Here is a 15,376-nt window from a genome sequence, read left to right on the forward strand (position 1 = left end):
GCCACAGCCGCTTTTTTTGGCATATTTTTGTTGTTTTTTTACGAAACCTGAGGAAATACACATGTCCAAGATCGTTAAAGTGATCGGTCGTGAAATCATCGACTCCCGTGGTAACCCGACCGTTGAGGCCGAAGTTCACCTGGAAGGTGGTTTTGTTGGTATGGCAGCCGCTCCGTCTGGCGCGTCCACCGGTTCCCGCGAAGCGCTGGAACTGCGTGACGGCGACAAGAGCCGTTTCCTGGGTAAAGGCGTGCTGAAAGCCATCGAAGCCGTAAACGGCCCGATCGCTCAAGCTCTGCTGGGTAAAGATGCCAAGGACCAGGCCACTGTCGACCAGATCATGATCGACCTCGACGGTACCGAGAACAAATCCAAGTTCGGCGCCAACGCCATCCTGGCTGTTTCCCTGGCTAACGCCAAAGCTGCCGCTGCTGCCAAAGGCATGCCGCTGTACGCCCACATCGCCGAGCTGAACGGCACCCCGGGTGTTTACTCCATGCCGCTGCCGATGATGAACATCATCAACGGTGGTGAGCACGCCGACAACAACGTCGACATCCAGGAGTTCATGATCCAGCCGGTTGGCGCCAAGACCCTGAAAGAAGCCGTTCGCATGGGCGCAGAAGTGTTCCACAACCTGGCCAAAGTGCTGAAGTCCAAGGGCTACAACACTGCAGTTGGTGACGAAGGTGGTTTCGCTCCGAACCTGAAATCCAACGCCGAAGCGCTGGAAGTTATCGCTGAAGCCGTTGCCGCTGCCGGTTACAAACTGGGCACCGACATCACCCTGGCTATGGACTGCGCTGCTTCCGAGTTCTACGACGCAGAGAAGAAAGAGTACAACCTGAAAGGCGAAGGTCGTGTCTTCACCTCCAACGGTTTCTCCGACTTCCTGGCTGACCTGACCACCAAGTTCCCGATCGTCTCCATCGAAGATGGCCTGGACGAATCTGACTGGGAAGGCTTCGCCTACCAGACTGCTGAACTGGGCAAGAAAATCCAGATCGTGGGTGACGACCTGTTCGTAACCAACACCAAGATCCTGAAGCGCGGTATCGACAACGGCATCGCCAACTCCATCCTGATCAAGTTCAACCAGATCGGTTCCCTGACCGAAACTCTGGCTGCCATCAAGATGGCCAAAGACGCTGGCTACACTGCCGTCATCTCCCACCGCTCCGGTGAGACCGAAGACGCGACCATCGCCGACCTGGCTGTTGGTACCGCTGCTGGCCAGATCAAGACCGGTTCCATGAGCCGTTCTGACCGTGTTGCCAAGTACAACCAGCTGATCCGTATCGAAGAAGCTCTGGGTGCCAAAGCTCCTTTCCGCGGTCTGAAAGAAGTTAAGAACCAGGCTTAATTTGCTGGTTTGCCAGCCTCGGCTGGAATGAAAAAAACCGGAACCCTTGGGTTCCGGTTTTTTTATGCCTGAGCCTTGCCACAATGGCCTGAGAGGTGAGGGGGCTGTGGCTCTGGTCTCGGGTCAGACAAAGGGGAGCGTGCGCTGATAGCGCCCTGCATGCGCCTTGGAGCCCAGTGTTTCAAACAGGGCGATAGAGCGGACGTTATCTGCATCGATATCTGCGGTGAGGCAGGTGACTCCCAGTGTGCTGGCGTGGGCGAACAGCAATCCCAGCGCCTCCGACATAAACCCTCTGCGCCAATAGGCCGCATTGAGCAGGCAACCTACCTCGCAGGGAAGACCTTGGACACCCATCTTTTGGGTGCGGGCTATGCTGCGCCTTGCTCAGAAAGGTGGGTGTCCCAGATTTAGGTTCTTCGTTGAAGAAGCGGTCAAGCTCTGAAAAGAGTGGGTCGGTTTTTTGAAGTTCAATCATGTGCGAATTCTGTGCCTTCTAACGCCGCGTTAAGGGGCAGCCAACGCTACTGCCAAGCTTCCGCATAACACCGTAATCACAAAAACCAACGCATAATAAAAATGCCACGCGTTGGCTGTCCCTCTTTAACGCCTTGTTAAGGCTCGGTACTTAAGGGGTATCCGACTGTAATAACTTCACGTAGTTGAGGAAAGTTGTAAGTAGATAAAGCTTTTGTAATGCCATTCGCGTTGGGAGATATATTGGTAGAAATACTGTCTCCGAACAATTTCATCAAAATCTTTCTATTGCTCTCACTTTCAGACTCCCACCACTTCGGTGATACAAAGACATTTTCGAAATTCTTGAACATGTACTGAATGATGATCGGAACGTAGTCCTCTCGATCTTTATGCAGAAGCGATGACATTAGTTTGCAGCATGTTTCATCACTATTTTCTAACCACGAAAAGGCGATAATTCCCTTTTCACCATCATAATAAGATGTAACAGAGAGGTTATCAGTCCTTTTCATAAGATCCATTAAGTCCTGAACAGGGTTTCCATCAAAGTCAAAGTCTGGATTAATTCCGCCACAGACCATAACAGGAGGAGCTTCATCGAATGTAAATATTACCGCCCTTGCTGTAGAAAAGTCGTCATTTTCCAAGGCACAATCAAAATAGCTTTTATGGTGCTTTAGGTCTTCAATAGCAGCTCTGTTCCCTAACTCGTAAAGGAAGTTATTCATCTGAATATCAAATTGAGCCTCAATGTGTTTACCTTTATCTGCACCATGCCTCAATGTGGAAAGGTCTTGAGCACCTTCTTTAGCGTAGTACTCCCGAGCAAAAGCTCGATATGCGAGTAGAAAACACTGTTTCTGACTCGCCACAAATGACTCTTTTTCTAAAGGAGCAAAAATCACGTCATCATGATATTTACAAAAGCCATTGAATGTAGACGCATGATTGATACCGATTTTCTCTAATAAAGGTCTACCTCTATTCTTTCGGATCGCCTCATAACTCATTTTAAGCCCAAGGACATGCCCTGCTTCAGAGATTGCTTTCAAACTGGAAGTCTTGGGGACAGTATGAGCTCGTATAATATTTCCGGCGCAATTCTCATTAAATGAGTCAGGACAAGAGCACTTTTTACGTGAGTTTACATTGTTAAACTCTCTGTTTATTTCCCAATGTTTCATTGGCTCTTGTCTATCACGAAACAAGTGACATTTTTTGTATTTTATCTGAGAACCACACCAACAAGGGTCATTTCTACCAATCTTTTTATCGTACAAGCTAAACTCCTTCGTGAGCCTTAACGCCCGCCTAAGGGGCTGGCAACGCATAACAACCAAACTCAAACACAACAACCGAAACCACCGCGGCTCATTGGGACTGGAAACGCCACGCGTTGACAGTCCCTCTTGAGGCGTTTGTTATGCCACTTGTGATTTCAGATTTTCATAAGATTCATTTATTCGTTGCATCATATGTTTACTACCACCTTTGTCAGGATGATGTATAGAGGCTAGACTCTTGTACCTCTTCTTAAGCTCATAGCTTGACGGCAGTTGATCAAAACCGAGAATATCTTTGTCCGAAAGACTACAAGATAATTCTTGTAGTCTATTGTTCAATTTTTGATTTGCCTCGTACAATTCTGAAATTGTGAGTTCAGCTGCTTGTAGTTGCAGCTTCAGTTCATTGATTCGTGCATTAGCTTTACGAATAGTTTCATTGGCTCTATCGAGTAAGTTGTCACTATTTTCAGTATTATTTTTTACATTATCTGAAGTCAGATAACCTAATTTAGTTAAAACATAAACAACCCTTTCTCTCTCTATCTCATTGTAATAATTTGTATAAAGGCGACTGAGCATTAACTTAGCAGTCTTAACTGAGATCTCTTCACTGCCTTCATAAAGCACGGCTCTTTGCTCAGAGTGAGTAGTAGTAAAAATATCAAACATAGTCCATTTAACTCGTGAGTTAATTTAAATCAGAGATACCTTGGACACCCACCCTTTGGGTTCTGGCTATGCTACCCTTGCTCAAAAAGGTGGGTGTCCCAGATTTGTTAGTCTCAAAAAGTAATTACTACAGATCCCGCACTACGCTTTGCCTCACCGTGATAAACCGCTTCGATATTATTGCCGTCCGGGTCGAGGACAAAAGCTGCGTAATAGCCGGGGTGATAATTACGCTCGCCCGGGGCGCCGTTGTCTTTGCCGCCATTGGCCAGTGCGGCCTGATAAAAGCGATCCACCATGGCGCGATCTTTTGCCTGAAAGGCGAGATGGTGGCGACCGGTCAACACCCCCAGCGCGGCGGGGCTATCGACAGCGGTGACAAACAGTTCGTCTGCCCAGAAGTAGCCCTCACCTGTGCCGCCCAGCGGAATATCGAGGGTGGTGAGAATGGCCGTGTAAAAGCGCTGGCTGGCGACCAGATCTTTGACCACCAGCTGGATATGGTCGATCAAGCGACCACGATGCAGGGTTTGTGTTTCCATACACCACCTTGATTTGCATGTTGTGGATGAGTCAGCGGCTTGCCGGTCAGTTTGTTTGGATCAAAAAGGGACCGGGCGAGATATGGCATGGCTACCGCCCCTGAATTTCAGCCTCCAATCTGCTGCGTTTCACCAACGGGATGGGGTTGGCATGGCTCATGGGAGACTCTGACGAGGCAAGTGTTGCCAAATGGCAATATTAACCATGGCGCTGTGGAGAGAAAGCTCAATATTGAGATTTTCTGTGCAAGATCAATAAATTAATCAAATGTCGCCTACGATTGATGACGTGCCGAGATAGCGTGAACAACCATTCTTGAGCTAACCCCATAGAATATTCATGGTCATATCCGGCTTGAACCAGCATAAAACTCTTTGTTATTGTCCGCATTCCCCGCTGAAATAGCTTATTTATCTATAAATCAACAAGATAGCATTTTGCGGTGGCGTCGCGGGGGCATCTGCTATCGGGAAGGAGAGTTATGAAGTCGCAGTTCAAAGTGGCGCTGGCCATGTTGGCCCTGTTCGTCGTCCAAGGCTGCACAGCCCCGGATTCATCCACCAAGCGCAATGCACCCGGCCCGGTGCTGACAGTGCATTACGAAAGTGCCCCCCTGATCCCCGTCACCATCGCCGGTGAGCAGTACCAGTTTTTGCTGGATAGCGGGGCCAGTATCACCTTTATCGATCGTCGTCTGGCCAGCCGTTTCAAGGCGCTGACCTTAAGCGAATTGCCCAGGGCCTATCAGGCTGATTTTGCCACTGTGAACAGCGTTTCGAGCCAACTGGGCAGCGAGCAACTTGGCTTTGTTGAGCCGCAGCCCTTCTCGGTGGGGTCGGTCACCATTGATGACAGCGAGCTGTGGGCAACTATTGATTTCGATCTTTTCTCCCAGTCTCTTGGCAGCCGTATCGATGGCATCCTCGGGATCGACACCATCCGCCGTTTCAACTGGGTGTTTGATCGCGACAGGCATCAGCTAACTGCTTTGCTGACGGCACCGTCGGCAGCCACCTTCGAGCGTTGCATCGGCTATGAAGACAGCTACAACCGCTCCCCGGCAGTGTATCTGACCCACGGTGAGAGCAGCGTGCGCATGTATCTGGATACCGGGGCCGATCAGAGCTATGCCGACCATGCCTTTATCGACTTTATGGCCAGTCAGAAGGCGATCTCTGGCGAAGATGCGATGCCACGCAAAGGGGTGGACGCCAGCGGTATGGTGGAGGGGCGTGACCATATCCTCACCGGCCTGCACTTTGATGAGCGCCAGCTCGGTGAGCTGCGCATGTCGGAAAACAGCAATGAGCAGTATGGTCTGGGGCTGGATTTTGTTCACCGCTTCAATCGCTTTGCGATCATGCCCGGGCGGATGATGCTCTGCTACGACGCTGACAGCCTGGCGCGCAAAGTGCCGCCAGTCCTGCGCAATATCGGGGTGCGCTTTGATGGCGAGCATCTGCAGGTCTACTACAGCGACGAGCGGGATCTTGCCCCCTATGGTCTGGCCAACGGCGACATTCTGGAACAGATCAACGGGGTGGCTTATCGTCCCCTCGAGATCGACAAGGTGCGTGAACTGCTCAGCACCGGCAAGCCGGGGTCGCTCAAGTTGCGGATTGTGCGGGAAGGAAAACCGCGGGATATCGCCATCTAGTCAAGGTGGGGCGGCAAGATGAGCCGCCCCTATGAGCCTCAGCCCTTGGTCGGATTTTCCATGCAGGTGAGGGTTGGCTGGCCGTAACGCTCCAGCGTGGCGTCGTCCCCCTTGGTGAAGAAGGTGAGGTTTTGCCCTTCATAACGGGCGCCGCTGGCGCTGGGGGCTTCATAGGCGAGCACTTGTTGCTGCTTGTCGCCCTCGCTCAGGTTGATCACCGCTGCGGGCAGCTTGGCATCGTTATAGAAGTAGGTAGAGAGAGTGACGCTCTTGCCGCACTGGTAGTTGACCGGTGTCGGCACCATCAGCTGGCCGCCGCTGATCTGCAGTTCGGTGATCCGCAGCAGGTAGTTATCCTCCACACACTGGCGCAGATCCTGCCCCTTCCAACAGTCGTTGCGACCCTTGATCCAGCCGCGCTGCATGGCGCGCTCAGTCTTGAGCTGTTCGGGAGAGAGCGCAGCAATCGCCTTGGGGTAGAGGGCCGCCAGTTCGTTATCAAGGGCGGCCAGTCCGGCATCCTTGCAGATCAGGTTTTCGACCGACCCGGAGGCTTTGGTGCAGTCAAAGGAGGGGGTTGCGGCACTGGCCAGCAGAGGGGCAAACAGCAGGGTGGCAAGCAAGGTCTTGTTCATCGATAGATTCCAGCAATGAGGGGGGCATATCTGCCTACTACAGCACACTCTACAGGGCAATGCAGCAGGGACGCCGAGCCCACTTGCACTGCTAAATGGCTGCCAAACAGAAAAACCCGACACTCCTGGCCGGAATGTCGGGTTTTTTGTTGCCGCGATAAAGTGGGAGGCGGGTTGCCCGGTTGATCAGGCCAGCGCCAGTTGCTGACTGCGGGCGCGCCACAGCCGCTCGTGGAAGAAGAACACCACGGTGTTGATGGCCGGTTCGATCATCGCCATCACACCGCCGGTGAGCAACTCGCCGCTCAGCAGGAAGGCAACCCCGAAGGCCACCGAGAAGTGGACCACCGCGAAGCTGCTGGTCTTGGCCTGCAGGCTGTGATTTGGTTTGAGCTTGTGCCAGCCAAGGTCATGAAAGTAGAAGGCGACCGTGTTGACGGCGGGCTCGATCAGGGCGATCAGGCTGGCTGTCAGCAGCTCACCGGTCAGCAGGTAGGCCACGGTAAAGGCGACACCGAAGTGCAGGATGGCAAAGCTGATGGTCTTTTTCATGATGGCGGCTCCCTCTGTTGATGATGAGAGTATCCGCCAAAATGAGACTAAATGAAAACCATTCTCATCTATTGCCCGGATAGGGAAAACCTATCAACGGGCGAGTGGCCGGTGCGGTTCAGCGGTTGCCAATCGCAACCAAGGCGATAAAGTACAGGTTCTTCACACTTGCCCATGAAAAAGGATCTTTCATGAATATCAATGCCACTCTGCTTGGCCAGTTCATTGCGTTGCTGATGGTCATCGTCGGCCTCATCGCCTGGCGGCTGGCGCGTCGCAAGAGCGAGCATCCGGCGCTGATCACCCTTATTTGCTCCCTGCTCTGTCTGTTTCCGCCCTTTGGCCTGCTGGCCCTGTTGCTGGTTGCGCTGAAACAGGATCTGCCCGCCCGCTCATAGGGCGGGCTGGTTCAGGCTGCCGCACACACCGGCTGCACCAATAGAAAAAGCCCCGTGATGGGGCTTTTGCTTTTGAACTCGGTGAGCGCCTTGGGGCGGGGGATTAACCCTCGGCCTTGTTGAGCCACTCCACCTTGTACTGGGCGCCGGCACCCTGCGCCAGCTTGGCACAGAGCGGTTTGAGGAAGGCTTCAATCTGCTCGTCCAGCATCCAGGGCGGGCTGATGATAAGCATCCCCGAGCCATTCATGCCCCAATCCTTGGTCTGACCGGCCACTTCCAGCTCAGCCACCAGGACGTTGCCGAAGTTCTCGCGCTTGATGGCGCGCAGCATGTCGCGGGATTTGTCCGCCTCTTCACCCAGAATGGGATACCAGAGGGCGTAGATGCCGGTCGCCCAGCGCTTCTGTGCCTTTTTCAGGGTGTCGACCACGGCGAAGTAATCTTCTTTGAGCTCATAGGGCGGGTCGATCAGCACCAGCCCGCGGCGCGGGGTCGGCGGCAGCAGGGCGATCAGCCCCTCGAAGCCGTCGCGGTGGTGCACGGCCACGCGAGGGTCGTAACCCATATTGGCGCGCAGATCTTCGACCTCGTTGTTGTGCAGCTCCATCAGCGCCAGCTTGTCCTGCTCGCGGGTGAGGCGACGCGACAGCTCCGGTGAGCCGGGGTAGTAGTGCAGCTCACCGTTCTGGTTCATCTCCTCGATGACGCCCAGATAGGGGGCCATGGCAGACCACTGGGCCCGCTCGTCCCACAGGCGGCCGATGCCGTCGGCATACTCGGCCTTCTTCTGGGACCAGTCGCCGCGCAGGTCGTAGAGACCGCCACCGGCATGGGTGTCCAGCACGATGAAGGGTTTCTCTTTCTTCTTGAGGGACTCGATGATCAGAGCCTGAACGGCGTGTTTCAGCACGTCGGCATGGTTGCCGGCGTGAAAGGCGTGGCGATAGCTCAGCATATTAGATCTCTGAGGGGGCCCTGCTGGGCACCCAGTAACGATAGATAGTTCAACAAATTGCGGCTGTTGCCGCGAAACAGGGAGAGGCTGCGCAGGGTCTGCAACAGGACGCCCTGTTGCAGCCGCTCCAGCTCCAGCTCGTGGGCCAGCATTGACTGATACTGCTGCTCGTCGAGTCGCGTCTTGGCGCTCTGGCGCAGGGCGCGCCACGGGGTCAGCACCGCCTCGGTTTGCACCAGCGCCGGTTGCAGGTCGGTGAGATCGACCACGATGCCGAGCTGATCGAGCCGGTGCAGCAGCAGCGCGAGATTGACGTTGCCCCCCTGCTCCTGCACGGTGAGCCAATCCTGGCTGCGCTCACCATAGACCTTGCCGCTCCAGTGCCAGAAGCCGATCGGCGTCGGCAATTCGTGGACCGCGACTCGCTCGCTAGCCATCAGCTGTTCGTCACGCAAAGAAGGCTTGCTCCATGGTTTCCAGCTCTTCGGAGAGGCTCATCCACTCCAGCTCCACCTCTTCCAGCTGCTCCTTGAGGGGGCCCTGGGATTTGAGCAGCTCGGAGAGCTTGGTCTTAGCGCTCTCTTCGTAGATGGCGGGGTCGGCCAGTTGGCTCTCGATGTCGCCAAGCTTGCCTTGCAGCTTCTCCATGCTCGCTTCGAGCTTTTCCAGCTTCTGGCGCAGCGGACGGGTTTGCTGGCGGAATTCCGCCTCGCGCCGCTTCTGATCCTTGCGCGCCACTGCCGAGTTGGCGGAGACCGGGCCATCCGCCGGTTTGGCGTTGGCCTCTTTCTCCTGCTCGCCGAGCCACTTGTGATAGTCGTCCAGATCGCCGTCGAACGGCTCGACCCGGCCACCGTGTACCAGATAGAAGTCATCTGTGGTGGTACGCAGCAGGTGACGGTCGTGGGAGACCACTACCATGGCCCCTTCGAAGCCTTGCAGCGCCATGGTGAGGGCGTGGCGCATCTCCAGATCCAGGTGGTTGGTCGGTTCATCCAGCAGCAGGAGGTTCGGCTTTTGCCAGGTGATCAGCGCCAGCACCAGCCGCGCTTTTTCACCGCCAGAGAAGGGGGCCACCTTGTCGAGCGCCTTGTCACCGTGAAAACCGAAGCTGCCCAGATAGTTGCGCAGCTCCTGCTCGGTCTTGTCCGGCGCTAGGCGGGCCAGATGATCGAGCGGAGTATCGTCGAGACGCAGGGTCTCCAGCTGATGCTGGGCGAAGTAGCCGATGCTCACCCCGGCGCTCACTTCGAGCTTGCCAGAGAGCGGCGGGTTGGAGCCCGACAGCATCTTGATAAAGGTCGATTTACCGGCGCCGTTGCGACCGAGCAGACCGATGCGCGAACCTGGTACCAGATTGAGTTTGATCTTCTCGAGGATCACCTTGTCGCCGTAACCGGCAGAGAGGTTCTCCATGGCAATGAGCGGGGTCGGCAGGGCCGACGGCTCGCGAAACTCGAAGCTGAATTCCGAGTCGGCGTGGGCGGGCAGGATCTTCTCCATCCGCTCCATCGCCTTGAGGCGGCTCTGTGCCTGACGGGCTTTGGAGGCCTTGTAGCGGAAGCGGTCCACATATGCCTGCATGTGGGACATCTCCCGCTGCTGCTTCTCGTACATCGACTGCTGCTGGGCCAGCTGTTCGGCGCGCTGCAGTTCGAAGTCGGAGTAGCCGCCGGTGTATTCGTTGAGCTTGCCGTTCTCGATATGGATGATGCGGCTGATGACCGAATCGAGGAAATCGCGGTCGTGAGAGATGAGCACCAGTGTGCCCTGATAGCCCTTGAGCCACTTCTCCAGCCAGATCACCGCATCGAGATCCAGGTGGTTGGTCGGTTCATCGAGCAGCAGCAGATCGGAGCGGCAGAGCAGCGCCTGGGCGAGGTTCAGACGCATGCGCCAGCCACCGGAGAAACTGCGCACCGGCGAGCTCAGCTGCTCGTCGCTGAAACCGAGGCCGTGCAGCAGCTCGGCGGCGCGGGCGCGAATGCTGTAGGCGCCTATGGTATCGAGCTTGCTGTGCAGCTCGGCCACCAGCAGACCATTGTCATCCTGCTCGGCTTGCACCAGCTGAGCTTCCAGCGAGCGGAACTCCTTGTCGCCGTCGATCACATACTCGAGCGCGGAGCAGTCGAGCGCCGGGGTCTCCTGCGCCACGCCTGCAATCTGCCAACCGGTGGGCAGGCTGAAGGTGCCGCTGTCGATGGCCAGCTCGCCCCGTACCAGTGCAAAAAAGGTGGACTTGCCACAGCCGTTTTTGCCCACCAGACCCACTTTGTGGCCGGGGTGAATGGTGGCGGAGGCGTTGTCCAGCAGCTTGCGGCCGCCGCGGATCAGTTCGATTTGACTGGCAACTATCATGGGTGGGATCTGCTTGCTCAAAATGGAGGAGAAAAACTGGCGCGGATCTTACGTGAAATGACGCTGATTTGCACTGTAGCGAAGGGCTGGCCACTGGCTGGCGCTGCAAAAACATGCCATAACAGAGAAACCAGTTTGGTTACGGGAGGTTAGCATGCATATCAGGGATATTATGACGACCCGGGTCGCCACCGTTTCAATGGATGATCGACTCAGTGTCATCAAGGATATCTTCGAGCAGGCTCACTTTCGCCACCTGCTGGTACTGGAGGAGGGTGAGCTGGTGGGGGTCATCTCGGATCGGGATCTGTTCCGTGCCATCAGCCCCTATCTCGACTCCGAAGCCGAGATGAGCCGTGATACCGAAACCCTTACCAAGCGGGCCCACCAGATCATGAGTCGTCAGCTCGTCACTATCGCTCCCCATCTCACCGTGCGCGACGGCGTCAAGCTGATGCTGGAGAAGGGGGTCTCCTGCCTGCCGGTGCTGGAGAATGGCGTCTTGGTCGGCATCATCAGCTGGAAGGATTTTCTCAAGGCGGCGCTGGAGAGTGACGCGCTGGTTTGAGCCCAACGCTCATCGCCATCAGCTGACAGACAACAAATAGAGAACAAATAGAGAACAAATATAGAGAGAGGGGAGCCAAGGCTCCCCTCTCTCTATGTTGGCTTTGCCGACAATGCCGGTTTTCACGCCGCCAGCATCCTCATGGCTCGGGCTGCCCTGCGACAAGGCAGGAGGGGCCGCTGCCGGAGAGGTGCGGCTGCAGATGAGTGCGGATCTCCTGCAGGGTGCGCTGGTACTGCTGGGCATGCTGATCGAGAAACGCGGGGCTGTGCTTGAGGCGCCACTCCAGGGTATCGACCAGCAGCGCCACCCTGGGAGCGGCCATACCCGCAGGCCAGCAGTGTTGCAGCAGCTCCAGCAGTTGCCAGGCATCGCCCGGCAGGGCGGGGAACTCCTCCAGCAGCTGCAAGCCCGCTTGCAGGGCTGTTTGATACTGGCTGGCCTGCATCGCCTTGTGGCGCAGCTGGCGCAGTTCGCTCAGTCGTTGTTCTCTCGCCGTCAGGCGCTGGCCCAGCTCGGCCACCAGATGGTGGAACAGCTGGCGGGTGAGCGGGTGGGGCGCCACCCTGACGCGGTATTGGGTCAGCTGGATCAGGTAACGCTGGGCGTGGTGGGGCAAACCGCAGAACTGGCTGACCGCAAAGCCGAGCAGCAGGGTGAGGTGGTTGTCGCTCCCCTCATCCGGCTGGTGGTGGGCAATCAGGATCAGCGCCTCGTCGAAGCGGTAATCCAGCCCCAGCATCAACGCCTGCAGCAGCTCATATTCGTGGGGTTGCAGGTGGACGGTGCGTTTGAGGTGCTCCCACTCCTGTTGCAGGGAGCGGATCCGGTTGCTGGAGGGGGCGTGCCACAGCACCGCCAGACTGGCATTGAGCATGAAGCTGTCGATGGCGAGCCGGACGCGCTGCTCGCCGAAGTGGCGCAGGGTCAGGCTGTTGGCCTGCTCCAGCACCTTCTCCTCATCTTGCAGCACCAGCCCGAGCAACATCGCCAGCTGATGCCAGCGCGGCTGATGGGGGCGGATCTGCAGCAGCTCTCCCATGGTCTCCCACGCCGCCAGCCAGTGATGTTGATGCAGCTGGCTGGCGAGTTGCAGCTCCAGCCGGGTGGCCATCGAGACGCTGGCCTGATGGCGCTGCAAGTCGGTCTGGGCGCTTTGCAATTTGCCGAGCCCCAGCATGGCGTAGAAGAGCCCGGCCCTTGGCCAGCTCGCCTGATATTCGTTGGCACAGAGGGCATAGTGCTGGGCGGCGGTGATCCGCTCGGCTGATTGCAGCAGCAGGTAGCCCTTGAGCCGATCCAGCCAGGGGGTCAGCGAGCGATTCTCCCGTTGAAACAGCAGGTCTTCACAGAGGGCGGTAGCCAGTTGCCACTCCCGCAGCAGAATGGGGGCGGCCAGCGTGCGGGTCAGGTTGCTTAACTTCACCAGCTGGCCGAGCACTGCGGTGAGCTGCTGGGTCATGAAGGGGAGGGGCAGATAGAGGGAGAAGTAGAGATCCGAGGGGAGAAACTCCTGCTCGCTCTGATCGGCATCGAGCAGCAGCAATACGCAACCGGGTTGCAGCAGGCCGAGATAGTGCGCTTCGTGCAGCAGCCGGGCTCCGTCAAGATCCTGCTGCTTGTCCTGCTGACAGATGATGGCGTCGAAGGCGTGCTGTTGCAGCAGGGCCAGCAGGCCACTGCGCTCGTGGTTTGGATGGCTGTGGTAGTGGATCCGGTCGGCGGGCACCCCCTGTTCGGTCAGTTCCCGGGTGATGGCGCTACGGAGCAGGGGATCCTCTTCGAGCAGCAGTATCGTCATGCAGGTACTTCCTGTGAGCAAACCATTAGGTTGATTATGGTAGACCCAAGAGGAACATAGGCACAGCACTCGCTGAGTGAAAAGCTGACAGTAGCCAGCAGGGTGCTGGAGGGCGCACTATGGGCTGTTATTTCAATCGGTTATGCCACCTCTCAGGGCTGCGACCTGCTATTGCCGAGGGCGGATCTGCGTCCCGAAGGGGCAGTCGCTCTGGCGGATCAGCCGCGACCCCTTGCCCTGTTCCCCCAGCCAGCTTAATTCCAGTTTACCAAGGCGGCCCAGATGGCGCAGCTCGAACTCGTAGCGCTGGCAGAGGTTGTCCTGGGGCAGACTCGCCATACCCGCTGGCAGTCGGTATTGATAGCGAAGGAGTGGCCCATCTTCCAGCTTGCTGGCCACCGGCACCAGCCCCTCTGGGGTGGGCTGTGGCGCCCCGAGTGCGCGGCGCAAACTGAGCGGCGCATCGATCGCCTTTTGATAGTGCAGGCCATTCATCGCCGCCAGCTCCTCTTCCAGCCGTTGCAACTCTCCTTCCAGTCCATTGAGCGCGGCCCCCAGCTGCTGGTGGGTCGTTGACGAGGCGCAGCCACCCAGCAACAGGGTGGCAAGCAGCAGGGCGGCTCTGATGGGGGGCACGGCATCTCCTTGGCAATGACGATGAAGCGTGAAGGTCAGGTCGGCTGGCCCTGACTATAGCAGGGGATTGCTGGGGGGCGTCCCCTGCAGCAGTTGCGCCAGACGGGCCAGCCCCTCGCCGACCCGGGCGTCGGTGGCGGGTTGGCTCAGGCTCAGGCGCACCCCCTGCGGAGCGGCAAACTGACCGGCGGCGAAGTGTTCCCCGCTCGCCACGCCAACGTCAAGGGCATCGGCGGCAGCGGCAAACTGCTGGCTGCGCCAGGGTTCAGGCAGCGGTAGCCAGGCGTGCATGCTGCCAGGCTGCCAGCGGGCGGCAGGCAGCAGGTGGCGCAGCAGTTCGCCACGGCGTTTGAGGATCTCTCGCTGCTGCTCGACCAGCGGCATGATCTGGCGCTGACTGACCATTTTGCAGGCGAGCTCGATCAGCAGCGGGCTCACCATCCAGCTCGACAGCCGCATGGTCTGGGCGAAGGCGCTGCGCAGGGCAGGGGGCGTCAGCACGAAGCCCACCCGCAGACCGCCGCAGGCGATCTTGGCCAGACTGCCCAGATAGATGACCCGCTCCGGAGCCAGATTGACCAGAGGGATCACAGGTTGCTGGGGCAGCAGGCCGTTGACGTCATCCTCGATGATCAGCAGATCGTGGCGACGGGCGATGGCGACGATGGCCTCCCGCCGCGCCAGACTCATGATGGCGGTGGTGGGGTTTTGCAGGGTCGGCGTGAGGTAGAGCAGCTTGGCCCGGCGGGTGCGGCAGGCGGCGTCCAGCGCCTCGGGCAGCAGCCCCTCCTCGTCCATCGCGAGCCCCACCACCTGATTCTTCAGCTGGCGAGCGTTACCCAGCATGCCGGGGTAGCTCAGCCCCTCGCACAGGATGGTCTCCCCCACGCAGCCGGTCGCCAGCAGCGCCAGCATGATGCCGTGCTGGGCGCCGTGGCTGAACAGCAGGCGCTCCTCACTGCAGGCCACCCCTTGCTCCGCCAGCCAGTTGACGAACTGCTGGCGCTGATCCGGTCGTCCCGCCTCCTTGTCGTAGCCGAGCAGGGCGTTGAGATCCCCGTCCGCCACTTCCCCCAACATGGGGCGAATGATGGCCGCCCGATCCAGCTGCACCGGCAGGTTCTGCCACAGCTCGATGCGGTGCCCCTCCTCCTGGCGGATCACCCACTCATTGGCGGGATCTGTGTTCGCTCCCTTGACCCAGGTGCCGTGGCCCACTCTGGCGGCCAGCAGGCCACGCCGCTCCGCCTCGCTGTAGGCGCGGGTGACGGTGCCAACGGTGACACCCAGACGATCCGCCAGGGAGCGGTGGGTAGGCAATCGGGTCTGCGGTGGCAGCTCGCCATTCACGATCCCTTGTTCGATCGCTTTGACCAGCTTGAGGTAGAGGGGGCCATCGAAGGCCGTAAGGTCGGGCGTCCAGATTGTCATGGTGACAATAAATCCATTGATCAAAATTTGCTGTCAATATA

Annotated in this window: 16 protein-coding genes; 4 read left to right on the forward strand and 12 right to left on the reverse strand. The window is 57.7% G+C overall.

The annotated features are described in order from the left end of the window. The first annotated feature begins 61 nt into the window (after nt 1-61). Nucleotides 62-1,363 (forward strand): phosphopyruvate hydratase, encoded by a 1,302-nt coding sequence (gene eno, locus AB5Y90_RS00425; protein WP_005335583.1) that lies wholly within the window; start codon nt 62-64, stop codon nt 1,361-1,363. Nucleotides 1,364-1,486: 123 nt separating this feature from the next. On the opposite strand, the gene AB5Y90_RS00430 is transcribed toward eno, so the two are convergent. The 4 genes from AB5Y90_RS00430 to AB5Y90_RS00445 all read right to left on the reverse strand — a co-directional run bounded on the left by AB5Y90_RS00430 (nt 1,487) and on the right by AB5Y90_RS00445 (nt 4,340). Beyond that, on the reverse strand, nt 1,487-1,720 hold the full coding sequence (locus AB5Y90_RS00430; protein WP_368166400.1) for a GNAT family N-acetyltransferase: 234 nt from the start codon (nt 1,718-1,720) through the stop codon (nt 1,487-1,489). Nucleotides 1,721-1,977: 257 nt separating this feature from the next. Beyond that, a complete protein-coding gene (locus AB5Y90_RS00435) occupies nt 1,978-3,123 on the reverse strand; it encodes a YecA family protein (protein WP_217514415.1) in 1,146 nt (381 codons plus the stop codon). Between the two features lie 141 nt (nt 3,124-3,264). Continuing rightward, nucleotides 3,265-3,798 carry a J domain-containing protein gene (locus AB5Y90_RS00440; RefSeq protein ID WP_151287382.1) on the reverse strand — a complete coding sequence of 178 codons (534 nt, stop codon included), beginning with the start codon at nt 3,796-3,798 and terminating at the stop codon, nt 3,265-3,267. A gap of 113 nt (nt 3,799-3,911) precedes the next feature. Continuing rightward, nucleotides 3,912-4,340, reverse strand: a complete 429-nt coding sequence (locus AB5Y90_RS00445) for a VOC family protein (RefSeq protein ID WP_151287381.1) — start codon at nt 4,338-4,340, stop codon at nt 3,912-3,914. A gap of 482 nt (nt 4,341-4,822) precedes the next feature. On the opposite strand from AB5Y90_RS00445, the gene AB5Y90_RS00450 reads away from it, so the two are divergent. After that, on the forward strand, nt 4,823-5,998 hold the full coding sequence (locus AB5Y90_RS00450) for an aspartyl protease family protein (protein ID WP_368166401.1): 1,176 nt from the start codon (nt 4,823-4,825) through the stop codon (nt 5,996-5,998). A 38-nt stretch (nt 5,999-6,036) separates the two neighbouring features. Here the strand turns inward: AB5Y90_RS00450 and AB5Y90_RS00455 are convergent, their stop codons facing one another. Together AB5Y90_RS00455 and AB5Y90_RS00460 are read right to left on the reverse strand one after the other, a co-directional pair. Continuing rightward, nucleotides 6,037-6,633, reverse strand: coding sequence for an MliC family protein (locus tag AB5Y90_RS00455; protein WP_368166402.1), 597 nt, complete (start codon nt 6,631-6,633; stop codon nt 6,037-6,039). Nucleotides 6,634-6,819: 186 nt separating this feature from the next. Continuing rightward, a complete protein-coding gene (locus AB5Y90_RS00460; RefSeq protein ID WP_042084552.1) occupies nt 6,820-7,185 on the reverse strand; it encodes a DUF2061 domain-containing protein in 366 nt (121 codons plus the stop codon). 191 nt (nt 7,186-7,376) lie between these two features. On the opposite strand from AB5Y90_RS00460, the gene AB5Y90_RS00465 reads away from it, so the two are divergent. Then, nucleotides 7,377-7,583, forward strand: a complete 207-nt coding sequence (locus AB5Y90_RS00465) for a hypothetical protein (RefSeq protein WP_043821654.1) — start codon at nt 7,377-7,379, stop codon at nt 7,581-7,583. 103 nt (nt 7,584-7,686) lie between these two features. Here AB5Y90_RS00465 and AB5Y90_RS00470 read toward each other — a convergent pair whose 3' ends face one another. The 3 genes from AB5Y90_RS00470 to AB5Y90_RS00480 are packed head-to-tail and all read right to left on the reverse strand — an operon-like array spanning nt 7,687 to nt 10,899. Continuing rightward, nucleotides 7,687-8,541: a 23S rRNA (adenine(2030)-N(6))-methyltransferase RlmJ gene (locus AB5Y90_RS00470; RefSeq protein ID WP_120415461.1), complete on the reverse strand. Its 855-nt coding sequence runs from the start codon at nt 8,539-8,541 to the stop codon at nt 7,687-7,689. Then, nucleotides 8,535-8,996 carry a DUF2390 domain-containing protein gene (locus AB5Y90_RS00475; protein WP_005343337.1) on the reverse strand — a complete coding sequence of 154 codons (462 nt, stop codon included), beginning with the start codon at nt 8,994-8,996 and terminating at the stop codon, nt 8,535-8,537. Before AB5Y90_RS00475 ends, AB5Y90_RS00470 begins: the two co-directional genes overlap by 7 nt. Further along, complete coding sequence (locus AB5Y90_RS00480; protein WP_368166403.1) at nt 8,989-10,899, reverse strand: ABC transporter ATP-binding protein; 1,911 nt, start codon at nt 10,897-10,899, stop codon at nt 8,989-8,991. The genes AB5Y90_RS00475 and AB5Y90_RS00480 overlap by 8 nt, the downstream gene beginning before the upstream one ends. 154 nt (nt 10,900-11,053) lie before the next feature. On the opposite strand from AB5Y90_RS00480, the gene AB5Y90_RS00485 reads away from it, so the two are divergent. Beyond that, on the forward strand, nt 11,054-11,467 hold the full coding sequence (locus tag AB5Y90_RS00485) for a CBS domain-containing protein (protein WP_368166404.1): 414 nt from the start codon (nt 11,054-11,056) through the stop codon (nt 11,465-11,467). Nucleotides 11,468-11,606: 139 nt separating this feature from the next. On the opposite strand, the gene AB5Y90_RS00490 is transcribed toward AB5Y90_RS00485, so the two are convergent. The 3 genes from AB5Y90_RS00490 to AB5Y90_RS00500 form a co-directional block, all read right to left on the reverse strand. Then, entirely contained in the window at nt 11,607-13,268 is a 1,662-nt protein-coding gene (locus AB5Y90_RS00490) for a hypothetical protein (protein WP_182963285.1), read from the reverse strand. A 168-nt stretch (nt 13,269-13,436) separates the two neighbouring features. After that, the gene (locus AB5Y90_RS00495; protein WP_058059642.1) at nt 13,437-13,904 is read right to left on the reverse strand and encodes a hypothetical protein; all 468 of its coding nucleotides are present in this window, start codon (nt 13,902-13,904) and stop codon (nt 13,437-13,439) included. A gap of 54 nt (nt 13,905-13,958) precedes the next feature. Beyond that, nucleotides 13,959-15,335, reverse strand: a complete 1,377-nt coding sequence (locus AB5Y90_RS00500) for a PLP-dependent aminotransferase family protein (RefSeq protein ID WP_368166405.1) — start codon at nt 15,333-15,335, stop codon at nt 13,959-13,961. Nucleotides 15,336-15,376: the final 41 nt, after the last annotated feature.

The sequence above is a fragment of the Aeromonas sp. R4-1 genome (assembly GCF_040908325.1).
Taxonomy (GTDB): Bacteria; Pseudomonadota; Gammaproteobacteria; order Enterobacterales; family Aeromonadaceae; genus Aeromonas; species Aeromonas veronii.